This window comes from Leucothrix arctica, from assembly GCF_003172895.1.
GTDB lineage: Bacteria > Pseudomonadota > Gammaproteobacteria > Thiotrichales > Thiotrichaceae > Leucothrix > Leucothrix arctica.
In genome coordinates, this window is the sequence record NZ_QGKL01000042.1 from 510,209 (window position 1) to 535,205 (window position 24,997).

The following is a 24,997-nucleotide window of genomic DNA, read 5'->3' on the forward strand; positions in this document are numbered from 1 at the left end:
TCATGATTAGCACTGGTCTCATAAGCATGGCCTACATCGCGGCCATGATTCTTTTTATAATAGCGCTAAGTGGTCTATCCAATCAGGAAACAGCTCGACGCGGTAACTGGTTTGGAATCTCGGGCATGGTTATCGCGTTACTCGCAACTGTGCTTGGCGTTGTCAGTAAAAACTACGTTGAATTAATGTTGGCATTAGTCGTCGGCGGCAGTATCGGCTTAGTCGTTGCTAAGCGAGTACAAATGACGGCGATGCCTGAGCTTATTGCTAGCTTACACAGCCTCATTGGTCTAGCAGCAGTGATGGTGGGTTATGCCAATTTTGCCGATAGCGCAGCGACTCACACCGGTGTTGCGTTAACCATTCACGACATCGAAACCTACCTTGGGGTGCTGATAGGGGCTGTGACGTTCTCAGGCTCAGTAGTTGCGTTTGGCAAGCTCTCTGGACGCATAGGTAGCAAGCCGCTGACTTTGCCGGGTCGTCACCTGTTTAACCTCGGCTTATTGGTTGCTGTTATTTTTCTAGGCTACCTATTTGTTGCTCAGTCTGCTGCGGGTGGTGGCATGTTGCCGCTATCGATTATGGCGCTGATTGCATTGGTCTTTGGTGTTCACATGGTGATGGCGATTGGCGGTGCCGATATGCCAGTAGTAATCTCTATGTTAAACAGCTACTCGGGCTGGGCTGCGGCAGTCACTGGCTTCATGTTGAACAATGATTTGTTGATTGTCACGGGTGCGTTAGTGGGCTCAAGCGGTGCTATTTTAAGCTACATCATGTGCCAAGCGATGAATAGGAAGTTCCTGTCTGTCATCGCAGGTGGTTTTGGTGGCAGCAAAAGTAAGGCTGTTGCTGTGGATGATAGCGAGCAGGGCGAAGTCATTACCATTAACGCTAACGAAACCGCTGAACTACTGCTAGATGCCAAAGAAGTCATGATCATTCCTGGTTACGGAATGGCCGTTGCAAAAGCGCAGCTAGTTGTCGCTGAGCTCACCAGTGCGTTAACCGCGAAAGGCGTTAACGTTCGTTTCGGTATTCATCCCGTTGCAGGTCGTATGCCGGGACAAATGAATATATTATTAGCTGAAGCAAAAATCCCCTATGACATTGTGTTTGAGCTAGATGAAGTGAATGAAGACTTTCCACAGGTTGATGTTTCTCTGGTTATCGGTGCAAATGATATCGTTAACCCATCGGCATTAGATAACCCTGACAGCCCCATTGCTGGCATGCCTGTTTTAGAGTGCTGGAAAGGCAAAACATCTATCGTGCTTAAAAGATCCATGGCAACAGGTTACGCGGGTGTACAGAACCCACTGTTCTTCAAAGACAATACACGCATGTTATTTGGTGATGCTAAAGAAACCCTTACTGCAGTTGTTGGAGCCCTGTAAATATGTCCGTTAAAGCTAAATCACTGGATACACCTTGTTCAATCTTTAGACTGCTGACTAACGCTGAAACACAGACTGTTGATCAGTTAGCCATTACCAAAGGCATTGATGGATTTGAGCTTATGCAAGCTGCGGGTGCAGCAGTCGCGGAAGCCATCATTGCCCGTTGGTCTATTCGCCCTATAACCGTGCTGTGTGGGCCCGGTAATAATGGCGGTGATGGCTTTATCGCAGCCAGTGTTTTACGCACTGCTGGCTGGCCGGTGACCCTTGCATTACTTGGCTCATCAAAAGGCCTCAAAGGCGATGCCGCTAAAGCTGCAAAAATATGGAATGACACGATTGAGCCATTTTCCCAAAAATGCCTCTATAACGCTGAGATTGTGATTGACGCAATCTTTGGTGCTGGTCTATCACGCCCAATCAGTAGCGATGCGCTGAACATTATAAAAGCGCTCAAGAAAAGCCTCATACCGGTATGTGCTATCGATGTGCCTAGTGGTATTGATGGGTCTACTGGCAAAGTTTTGGGGCGTGCCGCAGTCGCAGACCTTACCGTTACTTTTTTTCGTAAAAAACCAGCGCATCTGCTTTACCCTGCAAGACGCATTTGTGGTGACGTTGTTTTGGCAGATATCGGAATACCTGACTCATTACTTCATGAGTTACCGACGAAACATGATCACAAAACATGGGAAAACAATCCGCAATTATGGATGGCTAAGTACCCCTGGCCAAGAGCAGAAAATTACAAATACCAACGCGGTGAAGTGTTAGTGCTAGGCGGTGAAAGTATGACTGGCGCTAGTCGAATGACTGCGATGGCGGCAGGTAGAGCAGGTGCTGGAATAATCACCGTGGCAGCGCCTGCCAAAGTATGGAGTATTTATGCTACCTCACTACTTAGTGCCATTGTGCGTAGTATCGATAACGTTGAAGACTTTAACGAATTACTGCTAGATGTTCGTCGCAACGTCATTGCTATTGGCCCTGGCGCCGGTGTTAATGACAATACGAAACAATATGTACTCTCAGCCTTAGCTACAAAGCGGGCAGTGGTGCTTGATGCTGACGCCTTGAGTGTCTTTGCCGATGACCCTAAACAACTATTTAACGCCATTAGAGGACAGTGTGTTTTAACACCTCATACCGGTGAATTTAACCGTCTGTTTGATTTTGATGGCGACAAACTGGATTGCGCTAGAAGTGCCGCCAGACAAAGTAATGCAGTGATTGTACTAAAGGGTGCAGATACCGTGATTGCAGCGCCAGATGGCCGTGCCATTATTAACTCAAATGCCCCACCACAGCTTGCAACGGGTGGCAGCGGTGATGTACTGACAGGATTTACAGCCGCGCTGTTGGCCCAAGGTATGCCGCCTTTTGAAGCTGCGGCCGCAGCAGTCTGGTTACATGGCGAGGCTGCAACCGAGTTTGGCCTTGGCCTTATCGCAGAAGACTTACCAAATACACTTCCAGCTGTTTTACAAAAGCTCAAAGCCTCATTTGAGGCAGCAGAATAATTAGTCCTGACTTTGCTGATTAGACAAAAAGTGTCTTTTATTGGAGAAATAAAGTGAACAAATTAATGCTGTCATTAGCGATGATACTCGCACTGAGCGGGTGCTCTGATGACGTAAGTTCTATTAATTCAGCTAAAGCCGGCACTCACAAAAGCAACACTAGCACCAGTGATGTCACCACTAAGAAAATCTTCTATGTCGATTTAACTAATATCACCGATGTTGAAGACGGTAACAACTGGGAAACAGCATTTTCTACCGTACAAAGTGCGATTGATAAAGCCGCTATTAGCGGTGGAGAAGTTTGGGTCGCTAAGGGGACTTACTATCCTACTGATGGCACAGATCGCAGCATTTCATTTCAAATGAAAGAAAATGTAGCGGTATACGGTGGTTTTACCGGAAAAGAAACGCTACGTGATACTCGCAACTGGAATCAAAACCTCACAGTCTTAAGTGGCAATATTGGTGACAAAGCGCTTAATAGCGATAACAGCTATCACGTCGTTATCGCTGCTACTCATGCTTATCTGGATGGGTTTACCATCAGTGGTGGTCAAGGCTCTACAGCAGGTGAGGCACTACATAAGCAATCATCACCAACCGCTATCGTGAGTGGTTTAAATAACAATACCGGTATTGGCATCGCTTTCTACAAAGCCAGTATGGATGTCAGCAACTGCATCATCAAAGATAACAAAGGTGACAAGGGGGCAGGTGCTTACATTATGACTTACCCTGACACTGAAATACCGCCAGCAGCCGGTACCGTTTTTGACTCACCGACCTTCACTAATGTCGACTTTATTAATAACGTTGCCGACAGCCGTGGCGGTGGTGTTTACGTTGACCTAGTTAGCTCACCCGTTTTTATAGATGGCAAATTTTTCGGTAACATTAGTGCCACAAAAGGTGGCGCAATTTATAGTGACTACGACGCTGACCCACAATTTTATAATGTGTTGTTCGCTGAAAATAAAGCCTACACCGGCTCAGCAATAGCACTCGATGGTAGTAAAACAGCGGTTGTTTTAAATGCAACGATTGTTAATAACCACTCGACAGACTTAGGCCCTGCAATCTACCTCGGGTCAGGTCCAGCCGCTGTTCCTTATGTTAGTCATTCAGTGATCTGGAATAACAAATCTGATCTGGCCGAAGATAGCTTTGAAACGTTTCATGGCGACTGGATATTTTTAAATAACAGCACGCTGGATAAAGGCACGGGTTGGGTCGGTGATAATGTTATTCAAATTGCTCCCAATTTATCGGGCAAGTATGAAGTCAAGAATAAACAACTCAGTGCCAGTGCTTGGGGCTGGAATGAGTCACTCTCTGGTAAAGACCTTCGTAACAACTTTAAAGTAGCAAACTGGTGGCTACCCGTTACTAATGACGGCTTAGTCGTTTCAAAACTAGACAAAGTAGCCTCGGGGCAGACAGTCGTTTATGTCGATGGGGATGCTAAGTCTGGTGTTAATGGTAAAGGCTGGAAGACTGCGTTCAACACACTACAAAACGGTATTGATCTGGCTTACCAGACAGGCGCTCAAGTATGGATTGCTGAAGGAAGTTATTTCCCTAACGAAACACTAGGGAGAAAGTCGACCTTTATTTTGCGTGATGATGTTGAAATCTATGGCGGGTTTAAAGGCATTGAAAGCAAACTAGAGCAACGCAGTGTGGGTTTATACCCAACTATTTTAGACGGTAATATTGGTAATAAAACACTTGCGACAGATAACAGTTATCACGTTGTTTCAGCACTCGACAATACGGTAATAGACGGCCTCACAATCACGGGTGGTTATGCTGATGGCACATTACTTGATAACCGTGGTGGCGCTTTAACTACCGCATTAAGAACCTGGGATAATAGTTTTGGTGGACACTCTAAAGGTGGTTACAACATCACTATCGCTAATAGCACATTTCACAATAATTACGCAGAGTTAGGTGGTGCTTGGTACGCCATCGGTAAAGCAAACAACACCGTCACAAATACCCAATTTAAGAACAATAGTGCGCTTTACGGTGGGGCACTGATGAGCAAGATCGCGGTGACTACCACAATGAATGACGTTGAGTTTTCTGGCAACCATGCCGAGTACACAGGAGGGGCTGCTTTCCTAGACTATGGCTCAGTTATCAACGGTGATGAATTACAGTTTGTTGATAATAGTGCAGGGACATCCGGTGGTGCTATTCACTTACTCACTCGCGCCTCTCAAGAAGGGAATAGTCAAGCAAATATAAAATCAACGCTGTTTGCTAATAATACGGCTGGCGTAAATGGCGGAGCTATCTCAAATACCGACCAATCAATTGTCCAAGTGAGTAAGTCTCAATTCATCAGTAATGTTGCAGAAAACAAAGGGAATGACATTGCGACGACACAGGCAAGTTATAGCGCTGTTGAGGGTATCAGTTTTAGTAACGCCGAAATCGAAAACTCGGAGTACACCGACGATCATTCGACCTTTGAAAGCAAATAACAGCTTAAGTAACAGCTGAGCATAAAAACAAACATATTCGTCGGGGTTCAGATACCGTTCATCGGCACTGTGGATAATGCAATTCATCCTTAGGGGTAAGGATCACAACGAAAAATAATAAAAATAATCGGATTTGTTGTTTGCTGGTAGGAAAGTGGGAATGTCTTTATGTTCCCGCTTTCTAAACCACTTTAATTGCACACTACCTCCTCAGTAAAGCGCCAAGCTAATCACATCCAGTTTAAACATCACTTCTTGTGTTCAACACAATATTCTTACTAGCCCTGAATACCTCAGTTTTCAGCACCGCCGTGTCATGGTCTTTCTTGATTATATTGAGAAGAGTGTTTCATGGCATCAAGGATATCGTATTAGTTTCTCTATTACGCGATATAGCTGCTCACAATCAACGCTACTTTAGGTAATCGTTGTCATTGTTGATATCTAAATCAAAGAAAACAAGATAACTAAAGTCAGGCTTGCTGAAAGGCACTTACGATAATTGAGGACTAAGTATTTCACGCACTTTATTAGGTACAACATCCAATAGTAACGCTAGTTCATATAGGGAATTATGAGACATAGCTAGAAATTGATGGCCACTTTGGAGGTGCAATAATGTTTCAGCGCATTATAAAACAACTATTCCCCAGCGATGACGCGGAGGTGCAGGTAAATAGCTTGCTATCTGCGAGCACCGAATGCAGTGATTCTGTATTAAATAGTTCAGTAGGGGCGGAGTTTCGTAATTTGCTTGTTTGCCTAGATCGTTCACAACACGCTAAGAACACACTACCTTATATAATTGCGCTAGCCAAAGGCTGGAATGCACATATAACCTTACTCAACGTGTTTGAGACTAATAAAAACCATAACATGGAAAAGCCAGCCGACCTCTTTGACTGGAAAATACGTCATAACGAGGCACAGGACTATCTGCGTAAAGTTGCAGAAGAATCTCGGTCTGAGCTGAAAGACATTGACTATGAGTTGCAAGAAGGACAGGTGATAGAACAAATCTGTTCATGGGGTGTAGAGCACCCAACTGATCTGACTGTTTTTTCCAGTCATAGCGATAAAGTAGTGACGACCTCATCACTTGGCAGTACAGCGGTAAAGATCCTACAAGAGGTGTCAGGGTCTCTGCTATTGATTCCCGCGACTGCTCACCGAATAGATGCAAACACTACAGTCCCTTATTCTCGTATTTTGTTACCACTTGATGGCTCAGTTCAAGCAGAAACTGCCTTTCCTATTGCTTTACGCTTAGCTGAAATTCATAAAGCAGAGTTGGTACTCGCACACATAATTACGACTCCCCAGTTGGTCAACACTGGTCCACGTTGCAGCAATGACACTGAACTCGTACAACGGCTTTTCAGGCGCAATGAGGTAACGGCAAAGGCGTATCTAGACGCCTGTCTTGCTAAAATAGATACCCATAAAGTATCAGCTCGAGCGCGTTTAATAAAGACGGGGGATGCCCGCGATGTATTACTGCAAATTGCACGGGAAGAAAAGACAGACCTAGTTGTTCTATCAGCGCATGGTATTAGTGGCCGAGTCAATGAACCCTGTGGAAGTGTCACTGCGCATCTGTTTTCCCACCTTGCTATCCCATTGTTAATAGTACGTGAGTGCGCCAGACAAAACCGCGACGTCCAAGAAGCACATCAAGATGAAACACGTATCCCTTTACGTGCTTCAGCATGACGGTTGTTAATGATACTGGCTGTATCACCTCACTAGAATGCGCGGCTCAGGATATCGCCAAAGATCATGGTTTGATTACCAAAGATCCTAAACCGATAGCGGCTCGTAAACAATTATCCCAACTGCCAAGTTGGTTGAAAGATACCCGTGAAGAATTACAGTACCCAGCACCAAAAGCACTAAAAGCAGCAGAGTGGTTGCTCGACAATGCATACATTGTGAAGCGTGCAGCACAACAGGTCGAAAAAGATTTGCCTGATGCTTTCTATGCTCAGTTACCCGCATTGCAAAAGACAGACTATAGCGGCTTACCCCGTGTCTATGTGCTGGCGGTTTCACTGTTACACAGCAGCGAATTAAAGCTAACCGAGGGTGTAGCTATTGAGTTTATCAATGCCTACCAGAAAGTAACCGTACTTGACATGGCCGAGCTGTGGGCGCTGCCCAGTATGCTGCGGTTGTTATGTTTGCAAGAAATGTTTAGCGCGCTAGAACGTTTGTCCGTCGACGTTAATTCACCTTTTTCATCTAAGCAGGGACAAGCAGGCGTCCCCATTGAGTCGCTTGATGACACTGAGTGTGTGGCACGCTGTATCAGTGTATTGCGTCTGCTATCTGAAATCTCATGGATGAAGTTTGTGCATAAGACAAGTGTTGTTGAGTCAACACTGCGCAATGATCCTGATGGTGTTTATAGCCGCATGGATGATGACACCATTGACCGTTACCGTAACGCAGTAGAGCAACTAGCGCGGGGCAGTCAACGTACCGAAGTTGATGTTGCAAAGCAGGCAGTCGAACAGGCATTAGCAGGCAAGGGCAAGCGTGAGTCTCATGTGGGTTATTGGTTGATTGATGATGGGCGCAAAACGTTTGCAACCGTTCTTGGTTATCAGCCTGACTGGCATGAGCGTGTTAGGCTGGGCTTGTTAGATCACGCTACCGCCACTTACCTGAGTGGCATTATTAGTATCACCATCGCAGCCTTAGCCTTACCCGCAAGCTTGCTGTACATGGCCGATGCCGTTGTCTCTTCTTGGATTATTGCCTTTTTTGTCAGTCTATTACCAGCCAGCATCCTAGCGCAAAGTGTTGTTAATTGGTTGGTCACACAATGGGTTGAACCACGTGTCTTGCCCAAAATTAAGTTTAGCAATGGCTTGGATGAAAGCTGCAAAACACTGGTTGTCATTCCCACCTTACTGGACAATAACGCACAATCTAATCATCTGTTGCAAAACCTTGAGCGACACTACCTTTCCAATCCCGACCCTCAGTTACGCTTTGCATTAGCCACTGACTTTAGAGATGCTCCCACTCAGCACAAGGAAGGTGATGAGCAAGCCATTGAATTTATTGTTAACGGCATTCAGACACTCAACCAGCGCTACGCACCAGACACACAGCACCTGTTTCACTTATTACACCGTGAACGACGGTTTAATGAAGCTGAGGATTGCTGGATGGGTTGGGAGCGTAAACGCGGTAAGTTAGAGGAGCTAAATAACTGGCTCGCAGGAAGTTCAGACACTAGCTTTGGCGTTTACCAAGGGGTACGAGATAGTCTTGATAAGGTGCGATATGTCATCACATTGGATACTGACACCTTGCTACCTTCAGGTACTGCAGCGCGCCTCGTTGGTATACTCGAACATCCTTTAAATAAAGCAACCTTTGATCCATCTAATGGGCAACTGATCGCCGGTTTCAGCATCATACAACCCCGTGTAGAAATCTCTCCAGACATTGGCTTGCCCTCATTATTTACCCGCTTTTATGCGGGAGATACCGCGATTGATATTTATAGTCATGCAGTTTCAGATGCCTATCAGGATTTTTTTGGTACAGGCATTTTTGTCGGTAAAGGCATCTATGATGTCGAGGCGTTCCGTAAAATTCTAGGTGGAAAAATACCTGATAATGCGGTGCTAAGTCATGATCTGCTAGAAGGCGTAAGTGCGCGAGTCGCATTAGCCACAGACGTTATTTTGTACGAAGAGTATCCACCGAGCTATTTAGCCTATGCCCATCGACTGCACCGCTGGATGCGTGGAGACTGGCAATTGCTGCCTTGGCTGGGTCGTCGCCGAGTGGGTACTAACAAACTGTCACTGATTGATCGCTGGAAAATCGTCGACAATATGCGGCGTAGCCTCGTACCGCCAGCGTTACTCGCTTTCTTCGTTGTTGGCTGGCTATTCCTTCCTGCCAGTCCGCTCGCGTGGACATTGCTGGCGGCATTTGGCCCCGCAACTGATCTATTTTTAAGACTGGGCATTGAAACATCTCAGGGTATCCGTCATTTATCGGGTTGGAAATACTGGTCGACGATCCCTACCAAGCTTAAATCGGGTATTGGGCGCTGGGTGTTATTACTGGTCTTTCTGCCTTATGAAAGCATGCTCAGCCTAGATGCCATTGCACGCACCTTGTTCCGTCTGCAAGTGAGTAAGCATCACTTATTAGAATGGACAACGGCTTCCAATATCGCGGCTCATTTTGCTGATGAAGGATCAAGACGACGTACTTGGCAGGAAATGCAGGCGTCGCCTATTATTGCCATATGCCTAGTGACTATCTTGGCATTTTGGAACCCATCAGCGCTTCCGTATGCCTTACCGCTGCTGCTGATCTGGCTTTTAGCACCTGAGATTGCGCTGTTTATCAGTCGTAAGCCAAGTGTAAAAGTACAGACGTTAAGTGCAACTCAAACTCTCTTTGTGCGTCATCTCGCGCGCAGAACCTGGTTATTCTTCGAGACCTTTGTCGGGCCTGATGAGCACTGGTTACCGCCTGATAATTTCCAAGAAGATCCGTATCCATCAACTGCGCACCGAACTTCACCCACTAATATCGGCATGCTGTTGCTATCGACGTTGTCTGCCAACGATCTTGGCTATATTGGTCTATCAAACCTAGCTACTCGTCTTGAGAATACCTTTGACACGCTCTCGCGTTTGCAGCGTTATCGTGGGCATTATTATAACTGGTATAACACTCATGACCTCAATCCTCTACCGCCTAACTACGTCTCAAGCGTAGATAGTGGCAACCTCGCAGCAGCATTGATTGCCTTGCAGCAAGGCTGCATTGAAGCGGCAAGCAGTACGGTGTCAAACGCTATTCGCTGGCAGGGGCTGGCCGACACTCTGGGTCTTCTTCGAGAGGATCTTGACCGATTGATTAGCGCAGGTGCTGATGGGCTCACAGTGCGCTTACGTGAACAGGTGGATAAACTGCTTAATGATGCCAAATCTACCAGCCAAGAAAATAAAGGAGGTGTAGATTTACTAACGCACTTCCTAACAGTAGCGATACCAGAATTTGAGCGAACGCTAGTGGAGTGGGCCGACATAGAAAACGCGGCTCTGGACACTACTTTGATGAGCGATGTTCGTCTGTGGGTTGAGCGTATTCATGAGCATGTTAGGGATATGCAGCACGACTGCGATGCACTGTTGCCATGGATTGTACTCATGACGCAGCGCCCAGCGTCTATACCTAGTCATTCTACCCAGCGCCTACATGAGTTGTTACCTGTAGGCCTACCACTGAATATTATCCCTGCGCAGTGTCTTGAGGCGCGTGACGAAATCACCTGTTTACGAAAAAATCCGCAGTTATCTTTTGATAGTAGTCATTGGCTTGATACGCTTGACGCTGCACTGGAGAAAGCGGCTACTAATGCAATGATTTTACGCATGCAGTTGCTAAGGCTGGCAGAGCGAGCTGAAGCAGACGCCATGGCAATGGACTTTAGTGTGTTATATGACGATCAAAAGGACCTATTTTACATTGGCTATGATCAGAGCAGTGACCGCATGGATACCCATCACTATGACCTGATGGCTTCAGAGGCACGAGTCACCAGTTTTCTTGCCATTGCCAAAGAAGATGTTCCCTTAAAGCATTGGTTTTCATTAGGACGCCCCCTTAGCAAAGCAGCTGGTAAAACGGTCTTGCTGTCATGGGGTGGTACCTTGTTTGAATACCTTATGCCGCCATTATTGTTAAACAGTCAACACGACACCTTGTTGGCTGTTAGCCAGCGAGCAGCCATTGCGGTACAGCGTTCTTATGCTAAGCAGCACAAGGTGCCGTGGGGTATTTCAGAATCTGGCTATGCGCACATCAACTTGCACCATCATTACAGTTATCAAGCCTTTGGAGTACCTGAGCTGGGTCTGAAACGTGGCCTTGCAGATAACCTAGTCATTGCACCTTATGCCAGCGCACTTGCTTTACCGCTAGTCCCCGCTGATGCCGCAAAGAATTTAATGGCACTGGCCGATTTATCGCTGATGGGAAATTATGGTTTTTATGAGGCGGCTGACTATACGCCAGATCGAGTACCAGAAGGTCGTAAAATGTCTGCGGTAAAGTCATACATGGCACACCATCAAGGCATGATACTCACGGCACTGGATAATTTACTGTGTAACCAGGCCATGGTGAGGCGCTTTCATGCGCATCCGCGCGTGCAAAGTTATGCCTTACTGTTGCACGAACGTGTGCCACATCACCCACCACTGGAAGTACCATTGGAGGCTAAAGATGAAGCTAAGCTGTCACCTTCAAATAAGATTCCAGATCTGCAGTCATGGCAGCCAGAATCGCCAAGTACTCATCCGCAGGCTCATTTACTGGGTAATGGACGACTGGGTAGTATTATTAACGCGTCAGGCGCAGGTGGACTGCATTGGCAACAGTATGCGATCACACGCTGGAAAGCTGATACAACACTGGATGATGCAGGCTATTGGATTTATCTGCGAGATAATGACACGGCTAAACACTTTTCAGCGACAAGCCAACCCGTTGGTGGTGAGCCTGACGCACCCACCGTGACGTTTGAAAGCCACCGAGTAGAATCACATCGTCATAGTAATGGCATTACGCTGCGTATGGAAACCACCGTTGCACCGATGGATGATGTCGAGATTCGAGTAATAACCTTACACAATCAAACCGACCGCATACGGCACTTGAGTGTCGCTAGTGCTGCTGAAGTGGTGTTAGCACAGCCTGCTGCAGATCAACGTCATCCCGCCTTTAGTAAGCTTTTTATTGAAAGTGAATATCTGCAGGATGTGCAAGGTTTGTTTTTTCATAGACGCCCTCGTGAGCCAGATGAAAAAGCCCCTATGCTACTGCATACGCTGATTTTTGATGATACCGCAGTGAGTGCAGGACGCTTTGAAACGAGTCGCCTTAAACTACTGGGTCGTGAAGGTAAAGGCTACAAGCATTATCCTCACTTGAGTAATACGGCGGGCGTTGTGCTTGATCCAGTGATGTCGTTAGAAGCCGATGTCACGTTGCAGCCTTATGCACAGACCCGAATCGCATTTATGACCCTTGTTGGTGGTTCTAAAGAACGATTATTGGAAATGGCACGTCGCTATCAAACACTGCCAGCGCTTGACTGGATTATGCAAGATGCGATTACTGAGGCTCGTCGTGAAGCTCATCGACTAGAAATCCTCGCAGAAGATTTGCCACACTATCAACAATTACTTTCTCTACTGCTGTATCCAAATGCGGCTATGCGTTGCGATACATCCACTGTTGCTCACAATCAGATGGGGCAAACGACGCTTTGGGGGCAAGGGGTTTCGGGTGATTATCCTATCCTATTGTTTCGTGTTGATGCGCGTCGACAAATGAGTCTACTGATTAAGATACTGCGGGCACAACGTCTCTGGAAGCAGCGGGGAGTGATGGTTGATATCGTGGTGCTTTGGCTCGGTAGTGCGGGTTATGCGGATGATGCAAGTAATGCGCTTAATCCTATTTTACAAACACTGGATATGCAGGATTGGCTGGGGGCGCGTGGCGGTGTTCATCTAGTTCGCCTTGAGCAGATTTCGCAGCAGGAAGCGCAGTTGCTTGAGGTTGCAGCAAGTGTGATTTTGAATGCTAATGCAGGATCACTTGCTGAACAATTATCATTACATCATGAGAGCAGGCAGTTACCGCCTGCCTTTACACCCGCGCATCAATGGAGTTCGGAACCCCCAACACCACGACTGGAATGCCCAGATGATTTATTGTTCAACAATGGCCTAGGTGGTTTCACCGCCGATGGCCGCGAATACGTCATCCACCTTGATGATAGAAAGCAAACACCAGCGCCGTGGTGCAATATATTGGCGAATTCACAATTTGGCTCCTTGGTCAGCGAGTCAGGGCTAGGGTATAGCTGGTTTTTGCACAGTGCTGAAAACCGCTTAACACCTTGGAACAATGACCCTGTACTTGATACCCCAGGTGAGATTTTATATTTGCGCGACGAAGAGACTGCCGAGATTTGGAGTCCGACGCCCAAACCAGTGCCGACAGACAGTGCTTATCAAGTTGCACATGGCGCGGGTTACACACAGTGGCTTCATAATAGCCACGGGATTGAACAGCAGTTATTAGTGTTTGTACCGCTCGAAAATCCGTTAAAGATCACAAGACTTCGCTTGCGTAATACATGGTCTCGAAGACGACGGATTACGGCCACTTTTTATGTCGAGTGGGTTCTGGGTGAATCACGCCAGTCTGGGCTGAACTTTATAGCCAGTGAATATGACGTGACACACAACGCCTTACTGGCGCGTAATACCTGGAATGCTGAGTTTTCGGACTGTACCGCCTTTCTGGCCACCAACCACGAAGTGCATGGTTTTACCAGCGACCGAACGGAGTTTCTGGGACATGAAGGTGATCGTTCAGCTCCTGCCGCACTGAAACGTTGGGGATTGTCGAACCGTGCCGATACTGGCAATGATCCTTGCGGCGCAATACAAGTGCATATAGACATTGAAGCCAATAGTGAAGCGGAGGTTGTATTCATACTTGGGCAAGGCAATGATCGACAGCATGCTTTGCAGCTTGTTGACGAGTGGAACAGTCCAGACAAAGTGGACGTCGCATTCAATGCGCTAGGCAAGCACTGGGATAATCTGCTAGGCAAGATAGAGGTACAAACCCCTGAGCCGGCTATGAATGTGATGTTAAATCGCTGGTTATTATATCAGACGGTTTCATCAAGATTACTAGCACGTTGTGGCTTTTATCAACCGGGTGGCGCAATTGGATATCGTGATCAGCTTCAAGATGCAATGGCATTAGTACATACCGACCCACGATGGTTGCGCGGATTGCTTATACAGTGTGCTGGCGCGCAATTTGAAGAAGGCGACGTGTTGCATTGGTGGCATCCACCCGCTCATCGCGGTGTGCGTACTCATTGTTCGGATGATTTACTATGGCTGCCTTATGCAACAGCTCACTATATTCAGACCACAGGTGATCTGGCTATTCTTGATGAGCAAATTCCGTTTCTGAGTGCTCCTTTGTTACAAGCCAATGAAGGTGACCGTTATGCAGAGTTTACTCAGGGCGAACAAATGGGTTCACTGTTTGAGCATTGCCATCGCGCATTGCAAAAAGGCGTAACGAGTGGTGAGCATGGCTTACCGCTAATGGGCGGTGGCGACTGGAATGACGGCATGAGTCGTATTGGTATTGAAGGACGCGGTGAAAGCGTCTGGTTAGGGTGGTTTGCAGTGGCTGCCATGCAGGAATTTGTTTCACTGTGTCAGCAATTAGATAAGCCCGAGTTGGCCAACGATTGGCAAGTACGTATCACCAAACTTAAGCAATCCATTGAGGAGAGTGCTTGGGATGGAGAGTGGTACGTGCGTGCGTTTGACGATGATGGATTGCCATGGGGAGCTGCCCGCTCAGAAGAATGCAAAATCGATTCGATTAGCCAATCTTGGGCGATGTTCTCAGGCGCAGGTAACCCCGAAAGAACCGCTCAGGCACTGGCGTCCGCTAAGCGTCGACTCATCAACGAGCAGGATGGTCTGGTGTTATTACTAGACCCGCCGTTTAACAAGACTCACCGTGACCCCGGTTATATCAAAGGCTACCCACCTGGCATCCGTGAAAACGGCGGGCAATATACCCATGCGGCAACTTGGCTAGGCTGGGCTTATACACAGCTCGGTGATGGCGATCAGGCAATGCGTATCTTGCAACACATTAATCCCATTATGCACGCCACCACACTCGAAGCGGTCGAACGTTATCAGGTTGAGCCTTATGTGATGGCCGCCGATATTGCATCGGTAGCGCCGCATGTTGGTCGAGGTGGATGGACTTGGTACACCGGCTCTGCTGCATGGGCATGGCGTCTGGGAGGTGAGGCTATTTTAGGATTAAGGCGCGTTGGCGATTCTTTGTCTATTGACCCTTGTATCCCTGCAACATGGGAAGGGTTTAATGCAACCGTTTATGGGCAAGGGGACAACCCAACTCGCTTGAACATAAAGGTATTGAATACCTCAGGCACCGGGCATGGCGTCAAAGAAGTTCGACTGGATGGTGAGTTGTTTACCTCAACTCTTATTCCGTTAAGCGAAGCAGGGGCTGTCCATGATGTTGATGTGGTTCTTTAAGTGGTTAGTCATTAACGCACAAGAGCCACTTTTTGGGATATCTAAATCCTCAACTGACTATTTGGTGACAATATGAAAATCGTACACAACACAGAAACACAGGATGATCCTCTAAGTCTTGAGGAGTTAGCCAACATAAATGCTTACTGGCGGGCGGCAAATTATCTATCGGTTGGTCAAATCTATTTATTGGATAATCCCTTATTAAAGAAGCCCTTAAAATTAAAACATATTAAACCCAGATTGCTTGGACATTGGGGGACCACGCCGGGTTTGAATTTTATTTATGTACATTTTAATCGGGTGATTAAAAGGCAAAAACTAAATGTTATGAATATCACGGGGCCCGGTCATGGTGGTCCCGGTATTGTTGCGAATGCTTTTCTGGAAGGGACTTACAGCGAGGTTTACCCCAATATTTCTCAAGATGAAGTGGGTATTAAAAATCTGTTTAAACAGTTCTCCTTTCCGGGTGGCATTCCTAGTCATTGTTCACCGGACACCCCAGGTTCGATCCATGAGGGTGGTGAGTTGGGTTATTCGGTGTCACATGCTTATGGTGCTGTTTTCGATAATCCAGACCTGATTGCCTGTTGCGTTGTGGGTGATGGCGAAGCAGAGACTGGGCCACTGGCTACAGCATGGCACTCAAACAAGTTTTTAAATCCTATTAAAGACGGTGCTGTACTTCCTGTTCTGCATTTAAATGGTTACAAGATCGCAAGTCCAACGATATTGGCACGCATAAGCCATGATGAGTTGGAGAAACTTTTTGTAGGTTATGGGTATAAGCCATATTTTATAGAGGGTTCTGATCCTGAAATGATGCATCAGCGTATGGCAGCGGTCTTGGACTCTGCAATTGCAGAGATCAAGGCTATCCAACATGAAGCTCGTATTAAAGGCGTTACCGAGCGCCCAATTTGGCCAATGATAATTTTACGAACGCCGAAAGGCTGGACGGGCCCTAAGGAAGTTGACGGTCATAAAGCGGAAGGTTCTTGGCGCTCGCATCAGGTGCCTTTGTCAGAAATGGCTACAAAACCGGAGCATGTTGCACTGCTCGAAACATGGATGAAAAGTTATAAGCCCGAAGAGTTATTTGATGAAAATGGCACACTAATTAATGAACTCACTGCGCTAGCACCAACAGGTATCGCTCGTATGAGTGCTAACTTACATGCAAACGGAGGCTTGTTACTTAAAAGTCTACAGCTGCCAGATTTTCGAAAGTATGCGGTTGAGGTACCAGCGCCAGGTCAGGTGTTAGCTGAAGCGACTCGGGTTATGGGGTGCTTATTACGAGATGTCATGACGCTCAACTACGAGGCACAAAATTTTCGCGTAATGGGACCTGATGAAACCAACTCAAATCGATTGGGTGCTTTGTTTGAAGTGACAAACCGAGCATGGATGGCCAGCAAACTACCCGAAGATGATCATCTTGCGGCAGATGGTCGTGTCATGGAAATTCTAAGTGAACATACTTGCCAAGGTTGGTTAGAGGGTTACTTGCTAACGGGCCGCCATGGTTTTTTTTCCTGCTACGAAGCCTTCATACATATTGTCGACTCCATGTTTAACCAGCATGCTAAATGGTTAAAAGTAAGTCGAGAGATACCGTGGCGTCAACCAATTGCATCACTAAATTATTTACTGACTTCACACGTTTGGCGACAAGATCACAATGGTTTCTCTCACCAAGACCCTGGGTTTATCGACCATGTGCTAAACAAAAAAGCCACGATGATTCGTGTGTACTTACCACCTGATGCTAATACCTTATTAGCCATCACTGATCAGTGCCTGCGTAGCAAAGATCTTATAAATGTTATCGTTGCTGGTAAGCAGTCACAGCCGCAATGGCTTGATATGAGTTCGGCAATTAAACATTGCACGGCTGGAATTGGTATCTGGTCATGGGCGAGTAATGATCACAATGACGAGCCCGATGTCGTCATGGCTTGCGCTGGAGACACGCCAACCATCGAAACACTCGCCGCCGTAGATTTATTGCGCCAGCATGTTCCAGATATAAAAATACGGGTGATTAACGTAGTAAATTTGATGACGTTGTTACCCAGTGAAGAGCACTCTCAAGGCTTGTCTGATAAGGACTACGATAGTTTATTTACAACCAATAAACCGATCATTTTTGCCTATCATGGTTATCCTTGGTTGATTCACCGCTTAAGCTATCGACGCACTAATCATAAAAATCTTCATGTTCACGGTTATAAAGAAGAGGGTACTACCACGACGCCATTTGATATGGTTGTGCTTAACGAGTTAGACCGTTTTCACTTGATGGCTAATGTCGTTGACCGAGTGCCACGGCTTACTCAGTCAGGTGCTTACATTAAGCAGTATATTCGCGATAAGCTGATTGAGCACCGTCTTTATATTACCGCTCATGGTAAAGATATGCCTGAAATTACAGACTGGAAATGGCCATCTAGACCTTATAATAATAGCGACAATGAGTGATCCACCGATTGATGGAATGCTTGTTGCCAACAATATAGGTATTAAAAACATCACCCCCTGAAAAATCAGAAGATGATGTATGAGGATCTGAGCTGTAAGGGGAGGGGGCTAGATCCTAAAGCTGAGCTCAATACAAAGGTTAACAAGTTTCATTTATGAGTAGTATCCGTAAATATGCTTAGTGTTATGCGTTAACTACCTAGACGCTAGTGCTCTCACATAAGCTTAGCCAGTAACTTTTTAGCTATATATTTGACGCTTCTTCAAAAGAAACAACCTCATGAATCATATCCATTTCAGATTTACCGTCAGTAGATAATCCCAGTCGTTTTATTTCAGCTGTTAGAAAGGGGCGTACTGAGGTAATTAGAGATTGCCATTTTTTCATGTCCATTGGTTCTTTAGCAATATTTGAAGGCTTAATTTCCTCTTGAAAAAGCTCAGGAAAATTAGCGATTAGAATGCGGTGAATAGCGTCCATGTGTATCTCCTTTATTTATACTTAATGTCATGCAATTTTATAAAAAAAATCACCTTCTAAATAATTAGAAGATGATGAATGGGGATATTGGATTAGGGGAAAACTATGTTCAAAATCCCGTTTACACTTACTCACATCTTCCTGCTTAGAAATTGAAACGGATATTACTAGAGATAATATCCACATCCTCAGAGGATGTGCTGTAATCAACACCTACAGAAACCTTGTTATTGATGTCATAACGAGCACCAACTCCAAACCTTGTATCGTCATTATCATCAAGATCCATATAGTCAATATTTGCATCAAGCTCTACTTTACCCATTAACTTATGTCTTAGACCTATGCCAACACCGTAACCATCATCATCGCTAATAGAGTCAATATCTTGATTGATATATTTTATATTAGCGGTTACATCTGTTCTTGGTGCTACTGGTGTGTGATATCCCAGGCCGATAGCAAACGCTTCATAATCCAGACTGCTTCCACCAGTAGGGTTGTCAATATCGCCATTGGCATATTCACCAATGATATTGAGCTTTGAAGCAACGTCATACGACATAGATAATCGACCAATATCGGCATCAAGACCATCAAAGTCATAGTTGTCGTATGCACCTTCAACAAAGTTATAGCTAAACTCTGGTACTTGAGCATCATCTCCATAGCTGTATGCAGCTTGTGCACTTGCTGACAGACCTGAGAAAGCTAATCCTGCCAATACTGCTCTAGAAATTGATAGTATACATTTGCTTTTCATCATAATTTCCTATTTCGATAAATATCATTTTTTTAAAATATGAGATGATAAATAATAATCTCAGTTTTATATTTTATTAGACTCTATTAATTAACTTTTTCGTGCTTAGAATCTAGTAAATAGATTATCTAATTTTAATAATATTAAGTATTCGGAAATATACTTAGAATAATGTGTTAACTACTTAGTGCCTGATTAAACTAAAAAATACCTCTATAGGTATATGTACTTATCTATTCTCGGTATATACCAATATTCATGGTGGCTTATAACTAGTTAAGTTGTAGTCAAATACTTTTTCCAAGGAGAATAAGATGAATCACTCGGTTAGCCATACGAAAATTAATACACTAAGCAATGTTCATTCCATAGATAGAAATGACTTTATTATAAGAAATTGCGAAAAACTGTTTAATATTGGTGATCGCCTCAGTGGTATCTATAGGATTAATTCAGGTTCCGTAAAACTGTACAGAAGCAATGAAGCTGGACAGGAGCAAATTCTTGGATTCTACACGGCGGGTGATATTTTTGGCTTAGATGCCTTGAGTGATGGTAAGAGTCAATCCAGCGCTACTATCTTGGAGACTTCAAATATCTCCTTAATTCCTTTTAATACATTGCTGAAAAGAGAAAATAGCGGTGATTATAAAATCTTCATGCAGCAAGTCGGTATTAATCATAATAGGGATATAGATCACACGATGATGCTACTGCACTGTTCGGCTGGTCGTCGTCTTGCCTGGTTCTTTATCAAGTTTTCAGACAACTTGAGTAAGCGTGGATACCGTGCAGATGAATTTACCTTGCCTATGACAAGAAAGGATATTGCTTTATATCTAGGGGTTGCCGCAGAGACATTAAGTCGTGTCTTTGCACGTTTCTGCGCAAAAGGGTTTATCAGAATCATAGGGCACCAGCGCAGTATAAAAATATTAGAAATTGATGTGCTACGAAATATGATCAACAGGGATGATTAATTTTTCGAAACTAACGATAGCCGTTTTAGTTATTGTGCTAATCACCGGTTATTTTTCACGCAACACCCTTTTAGGTACGCCAGTAGAAGCCCATGTGGTAACTCAAGGCGAATTGCGCCAATCGCTTGTTGCTAGCGGGCGAGTGACTTGGCCACAACGCATTTCTGTCGCTTCTGAAGTCTCCGGACGAGTCATTTCTATTCCGGTGAAAGAAGGCCAGAAAGTCAAACGCGGACAATTGCTTATCCAGCTTGACGACAGTACTGACCGAGCCAGTCTCGCACAAGCCGTCGCGGCCGTAACGTTGGCGAAGGTCAAACTGAAACAGCAGCAGGATGTGCTATTACCGACTGCCGAAGAAAGCTTACGTCAGGTAAAAGCGGATGTTGAACAAGCCCGACAGCAATTCGTTCGTAGTCGTACTCTGAATAGCAAAAACTACATCAGCAATAAGGAGCTGCAAACTGACCAGCACAATTATGATATTGCTAAGAGCAAGCTAACAGCGGCACGTTTACAAGTGCAAAGTAACCAATCCAATGGTAGCGATACACAGCTCCTGCAAAGTTCACTGGACCAAGCCCTAGCCAGTCAAAAATTGGCTCAGATCAAGTTGACGCAAGATTCTATCTTGGCATCCGCCGATGGCACGCTGGTGAGTCGCAGTATTGAGCCCGGAGATATTGTCACCACTGGCAAAACGTTAATGTCATTGGCGGTAAAAGGTGAAACCCAGATCGAAGTGCAAATTGACGAAAGAAATCTAGCTAAACTGGCCCTTGGGCAAGTTGCACTAAGCTCTGCTGATGCCTTTCCTCAACAGCTTTTTGATGCAGAAATTGCCTATATCAACCCCAGTGTGGATGCTACACGCGGTGCGGTTGATGTGAAGTTACGTGTCAAACACCCCCCTGATTATTTGATTCAAGATATGACAGTTTCTGTTGATATAGAAACCGCTAAAAAGGCGGAGGCGTTGGTTATACCGACTGATGCATTGCATGATGCTAGTAGCGATGCGCCATGGGTGCTAGTGGTACGCAATAAGCATACCGTTCGCCAAGTCGTAACATTGGGTTTGCTTGGTGATGAAAATGTAGAAGTGCTGAGCGGGATCAAAGAGGGTGAGCCAGTTATTCTGGCTAGTTTGGCGCTCATTAAGGCCGACCAACGAGTGCGGGTGACTTTGCTGCCATGAACTCGATAATGCCATTTGAATGGATTTTGGCGACTCGCTTCATGCGCGAAGCTCGTATGCAAACCTTGCTGATTATGTCGGGGGTTGCGCTTGGCGTCTCAGTGATTGTGTTCATTTCGGCTTTGATTGGTGGTCTGCAAACGAACTTATTTCGTCGGACCCTAGATTTTCAGGCACAAATCGTCATTCTGCCGCCGAAAGAAGTGTCACGCTCTTTGCGCCAAGCAGGTAATGGAAAGCTAGCTACCTTGGTACAACCCCGAGCGCAACGCATACAGTCGGTTGATCAATGGCAAAAAATAATGAAACGAGTAGAGAAAATGAAATCCGTCGAGGTGGTCAGTCCAGTAGTTTCTGGCTCAGGTTTTATCGTGCGCGGGGAAGCCAATAAAGCCATTAGCCTGACAGGTATTGAGCCTGATACTTACCTGCAACTCATCGCCCTGCGTAATTCAATCATTGCGGGAACGCCTAATATCAGCAGTACGGACATACTCGTCGGCAGCGACTTGGCTAAAGACTTAGGTGTGTGGACGGGTGATAAACTCAATTTGCAAACGGCCTCAGGTGGTACTGCAACGTTAATCATCCGTGGAATTTTTGATTTTGGTAATAGTGGCGCAAACTCTCGGTCAGTGTTTATCGCACTACGAACCGCGCAAAGCCTGCTTAATTTATCAGGCGGTGTTACCAGTGTGCAGCTTAATCTGGATGCGCCATTTACGGCCGAAACCGTCGCTCAAAGCATCCAAGCGCAAACTGGCTTAGAGGTCGAAAGCTGGATTGCTGCTAACGCACAGTTCTTTAGCGCGCTTGAAGCGCAATCCATGTCCAATAATGTGATCCGTTTTTTCGTCGGACTGACCGCTGCTTTAGGTATCGCCAGCGTACTGGTGGTGTCAGTAGTACAAAAATCTAAAGCGATTGGTATTTTAAGGGCGACCGGCACGTCACGACGACAAATCTTGCGACTGTTTTTGCTGCAAGGTGCGTTGACCGGGTTAATGGGATCGTTGCTAGGTGCAGGCGCTGGTTGGTTATTTTTAACCGTGTGGCGCAACGTTGCGATAAACGACGATGGCACACAATTATTCCCGATTACCTTTGACCCGATGTTGTTTGTGTATGCCGCTGTTGGAGCGACATTGGTTGGAATACTCGCCGCGCTTTTCCCAGCACTCCAAGCGGCGAGGCTTGACCCAGCGGTGGCTATTCGTGGTTGATTCTAACGCGATTACCCTGCAACTTAAGGACATCCGGAAAGCCTATAATATCGGGTTGCCCGCTGAAACAGAGATCCTGCATGGCATCGATTTGATCATCAAACGGGGTGAGTTTGTGGCATTGATCGGTCCTTCGGGGTCGGGTAAAAGCACACTGCTTAATCTCATAGGTCTGCTCGACAAACCCACGTCGGGGGAGCTGTTCATTACTGGACAGGCGACAACCCAGTTACAGGATCGTGAGCTCACAATGTTACGTGCTAAGTCCATTGGTTTTGTGTTTCAGTTTCACAACCTACTGCCAGAATTCACCGCGTTAGAGAATGTCATGTTACCGATGCTCGCCGCCCGAGGTCGTCCTGATGAAGCGATAGGTGTACGCGCGGCAGAATTGATTGAGCAAGTAGGGCTTACTAGCGTTGGCAAACACATGAGTAATAATTTATCGGGTGGACAACAACAACGTGTCGCCATTGCCCGTGCATTGGTCATGCAACCAGCGCTGGTACTGGCCGACGAGCCGACGGGTAACCTAGATACCCAATCCGCCGATACGATATTTGACTTGCTGCGTCGTGTGAATCAAACCAGTAACACCAGCTTTATTATCGTGACTCATGATCCAAGGTTGGCGAAGCGCTGTGATCGTATTATTGAATTGGTCGATGGCAGGATTGATTCGGACAAGCCTAATGTTGCGGAAAGTTAGTCGTCAATATGGCCAGTGCATTTACATCAACAGGGACTTCAGTGCTGACTTCTAAGCAATAGTTAGCTTCATCGGAGTCAAGAGCTTGCCACTGCCTCAATTGATGCACCAATACGTTCAAATCCGCATCCGATGCTTCTTTCTTTCTCGACACAATGCGTTGTTTTAAAAGCTCCACACTTGCGGTAAATTCCAGAATAACAAATCGGTATCCCATCTTTTCAGCCAGCCTTTGAAAACTCTGTCGTTGCGCTTTATGCATAAACACGGCATCCACAATCACATCAAACCCTGCCGCTAATGTCTGCTCGGTCACTTCTAGTAATCGGTGATACGTATCCTGCGTGGCTTGCTTGCTATATAGACCAGTCTCGACGGTAGTAGCGGCGGAATCAGTCGCTTTCAAGTTGTTGAGGCGTTTCCGCTCAACATCAGAACGAATACGTATCGCCCCCAGCTCAGCAGCCAATGGTTTGCTAATGCTGCTTTTACCCGATGCCGACAAGCCACGAGTAATGATCAGTGTTGGTTGCTTGTACTGACTAATTTGCAACGCTAAGTCCATATAAGCATGAAGCTCAGTCTCGGTGGCTTTGAATTCTTGCGGGCTAATGCCTGATTGTTGGTCTCTCAGCGCATCAATCTTCGCTCTGACTAATGCACGGTAACTAATGTAATAGGGCAGTAACGCAAGGCCAGCGTAGTCTCCGGTTTGTTGCAGGTATTGGTTGAGAAAGGCGTAGGCGAGTGCTGTCTGTTGGCGACTCAGTAAGTCCATGACCAGAAAGGCGACTTCGCACATTACGTCAATCCACCGTAGTGATTCGTCAAACTCTAGGCAATCAAAAGCGACGGGGTGGTCATCTATCCAAATGAGGTTTCTGAGGTGCAAGTCACCGTGGCATTCACGGATAAAACCGTTTTGCTTTCGTTGAATGAAGAAGGGCGCTAGTGCTTTGTTTTGTTTGTCTATCCATTCCTCAATGCTAGAAAGCGTTGTTTCATCATCTGATAAATAGGCTTTTAGCACGGTTATATTGTCATCAACCAGCTGATGAATCTGCGCCAGATCGCCATATTCATTTGTTAAAAGCGCGGGTGGAAGTTGAAGATGGAAGTCCGCCAACATAGTGCCGATTGCTTCCATATTTTCAGAACTTAATAAACCTTGCTTTAGGCGATTATCCAGCTGTGCTGATTGCGGAAACTCGCGCATAAGAATGGCGTATTCGATGACAGGGCCATCACCCTCAATCATGGGCTTATCTTCAGATCCGTTGACCGTGTTGACACCCAGGTACACATCCGGAGCCAGTCTAGCGTTAAGGCGTAACTCCTCCTCACAGTAGTATTTACGTTGAGCTAGGGTACTGAAGTTTAGAAAGCCCAGATCTACCGGCTTTTTAAGCTTATAGGCGATACTACCCGTGAGAATAATCCATGAAATATGAGTTTCCAGTAGCGTGACACTATCGGGTGAGGGCGTCTCAGGTGATTGACGAAGGTTTGATAATAAATTTTTGATCAGCGCTGGCTGTACGTTATGTGACATCTTCAAACTCCTTTACGGGT

Annotated in this window: 13 protein-coding genes; 10 read left to right on the top strand and 3 right to left on the bottom strand. The window is 45.9% G+C overall.

What is annotated here, in order from left to right:
- Positions 1-2: 2 nt before the first annotated feature.
- From DKT75_RS19475 to DKT75_RS19500, 6 genes are all read left to right on the top strand, one after another.
- Complete coding sequence (locus DKT75_RS19475) at positions 3-1,400, top strand: NAD(P)(+) transhydrogenase (Re/Si-specific) subunit beta (protein WP_211665498.1); 1,398 nt, start codon at positions 3-5, stop codon at positions 1,398-1,400.
- Between the two features lie 2 nt (positions 1,401-1,402).
- Positions 1,403-2,923, top strand: coding sequence for an NAD(P)H-hydrate dehydratase (locus DKT75_RS19480; RefSeq protein WP_109825950.1), 1,521 nt, complete (start codon positions 1,403-1,405; stop codon positions 2,921-2,923).
- A gap of 53 nt (positions 2,924-2,976) precedes the next feature.
- Positions 2,977-5,418 (top strand): hypothetical protein, encoded by a 2,442-nt coding sequence (locus DKT75_RS19485; protein ID WP_146201411.1) that lies wholly within the window; start codon positions 2,977-2,979, stop codon positions 5,416-5,418.
- Between the two features lie 618 nt (positions 5,419-6,036).
- Positions 6,037-7,131, top strand: a complete 1,095-nt coding sequence (locus DKT75_RS19490) for a universal stress protein (RefSeq protein WP_109825954.1) — start codon at positions 6,037-6,039, stop codon at positions 7,129-7,131.
- Positions 7,128-15,584 carry a GH36-type glycosyl hydrolase domain-containing protein gene (locus DKT75_RS19495; protein ID WP_109825956.1) on the top strand — a complete coding sequence of 2,819 codons (8,457 nt, stop codon included), beginning with the start codon at positions 7,128-7,130 and terminating at the stop codon, positions 15,582-15,584. The genes DKT75_RS19490 and DKT75_RS19495 overlap by 4 nt, the downstream gene beginning before the upstream one ends.
- Before the next feature lie 72 nt (positions 15,585-15,656).
- Positions 15,657-18,071 (top strand): phosphoketolase family protein, encoded by a 2,415-nt coding sequence (locus tag DKT75_RS19500; RefSeq protein WP_109826103.1) that lies wholly within the window; start codon positions 15,657-15,659, stop codon positions 18,069-18,071.
- A 244-nt stretch (positions 18,072-18,315) separates the two neighbouring features.
- Here DKT75_RS19500 and DKT75_RS19505 read toward each other — a convergent pair whose 3' ends face one another.
- Positions 18,316-18,552: a hypothetical protein gene (locus DKT75_RS19505; protein WP_109826106.1), complete on the bottom strand. Its 237-nt coding sequence runs from the start codon at positions 18,550-18,552 to the stop codon at positions 18,316-18,318.
- 145 nt (positions 18,553-18,697) lie between these two features.
- Positions 18,698-19,315: a porin gene (locus DKT75_RS19510; protein ID WP_158278923.1), complete on the bottom strand. Its 618-nt coding sequence runs from the start codon at positions 19,313-19,315 to the stop codon at positions 18,698-18,700.
- A 314-nt stretch (positions 19,316-19,629) separates the two neighbouring features.
- Between DKT75_RS19510 and DKT75_RS19515 the strand changes: the two genes are divergently transcribed.
- Genes DKT75_RS19515 through DKT75_RS19530 form a run of 4 tightly spaced genes read left to right on the top strand, consistent with a single transcriptional unit; the run spans position 19,630 to position 23,425 of the window.
- Positions 19,630-20,295, top strand: a complete 666-nt coding sequence (locus DKT75_RS19515) for a helix-turn-helix domain-containing protein (RefSeq protein ID WP_109826110.1) — start codon at positions 19,630-19,632, stop codon at positions 20,293-20,295.
- Entirely contained in the window at positions 20,288-21,493 is a 1,206-nt protein-coding gene (locus tag DKT75_RS19520) for an efflux RND transporter periplasmic adaptor subunit (RefSeq protein ID WP_109826112.1), read from the top strand. Before DKT75_RS19515 ends, DKT75_RS19520 begins: the two co-directional genes overlap by 8 nt.
- Positions 21,490-22,716 carry an ABC transporter permease gene (locus DKT75_RS19525; protein ID WP_109826114.1) on the top strand — a complete coding sequence of 409 codons (1,227 nt, stop codon included), beginning with the start codon at positions 21,490-21,492 and terminating at the stop codon, positions 22,714-22,716. Before DKT75_RS19520 ends, DKT75_RS19525 begins: the two co-directional genes overlap by 4 nt.
- Positions 22,709-23,425, top strand: coding sequence for an ABC transporter ATP-binding protein (locus DKT75_RS19530; RefSeq protein ID WP_245923269.1), 717 nt, complete (start codon positions 22,709-22,711; stop codon positions 23,423-23,425). The genes DKT75_RS19525 and DKT75_RS19530 overlap by 8 nt, the downstream gene beginning before the upstream one ends.
- Here DKT75_RS19530 and DKT75_RS19535 read toward each other — a convergent pair.
- Positions 23,406-24,977: a bifunctional aminoglycoside phosphotransferase/ATP-binding protein gene (locus tag DKT75_RS19535; RefSeq protein WP_109826118.1), complete on the bottom strand. Its 1,572-nt coding sequence runs from the start codon at positions 24,975-24,977 to the stop codon at positions 23,406-23,408. The two genes, DKT75_RS19530 and DKT75_RS19535, sit on opposite strands and share 20 nt — an antisense overlap.
- Between the last annotated feature and the right edge of the window lie 20 nt (positions 24,978-24,997).

Bases quoted from the DNA above. Each gene is read 5' to 3' on its own strand.
- DKT75_RS19475 (WP_211665498.1), top strand. From the start codon at position 3: ATGATTAGCACTGGTCTCATAAGCATGGCCTACATCGCGGCCATGATT.
- DKT75_RS19480 (WP_109825950.1), top strand. From the start codon at position 1,403: ATGTCCGTTAAAGCTAAATCACTGGATACACCTTGTTCAATCTTTAGA.
- DKT75_RS19490 (WP_109825954.1), top strand. From the start codon at position 6,037: ATGTTTCAGCGCATTATAAAACAACTATTCCCCAGCGATGACGCGGAG.
- DKT75_RS19495 (WP_109825956.1), top strand. From the start codon at position 7,128: ATGACGGTTGTTAATGATACTGGCTGTATCACCTCACTAGAATGCGCG.
- DKT75_RS19500 (WP_109826103.1), top strand. From the start codon at position 15,657: ATGAAAATCGTACACAACACAGAAACACAGGATGATCCTCTAAGTCTT.
- DKT75_RS19505 (WP_109826106.1), bottom strand. From the start codon at position 18,552: ATGGACGCTATTCACCGCATTCTAATCGCTAATTTTCCTGAGCTTTTT.
- DKT75_RS19510 (WP_158278923.1), bottom strand. From the start codon at position 19,315: ATGAAAAGCAAATGTATACTATCAATTTCTAGAGCAGTATTGGCAGGA.
- DKT75_RS19515 (WP_109826110.1), top strand. From the start codon at position 19,630: ATGAATCACTCGGTTAGCCATACGAAAATTAATACACTAAGCAATGTT.
- DKT75_RS19520 (WP_109826112.1), top strand. From the start codon at position 20,288: ATGATTAATTTTTCGAAACTAACGATAGCCGTTTTAGTTATTGTGCTA.
- DKT75_RS19525 (WP_109826114.1), top strand. From the start codon at position 21,490: ATGAACTCGATAATGCCATTTGAATGGATTTTGGCGACTCGCTTCATG.
- DKT75_RS19535 (WP_109826118.1), bottom strand. From the start codon at position 24,977: ATGTCACATAACGTACAGCCAGCGCTGATCAAAAATTTATTATCAAAC.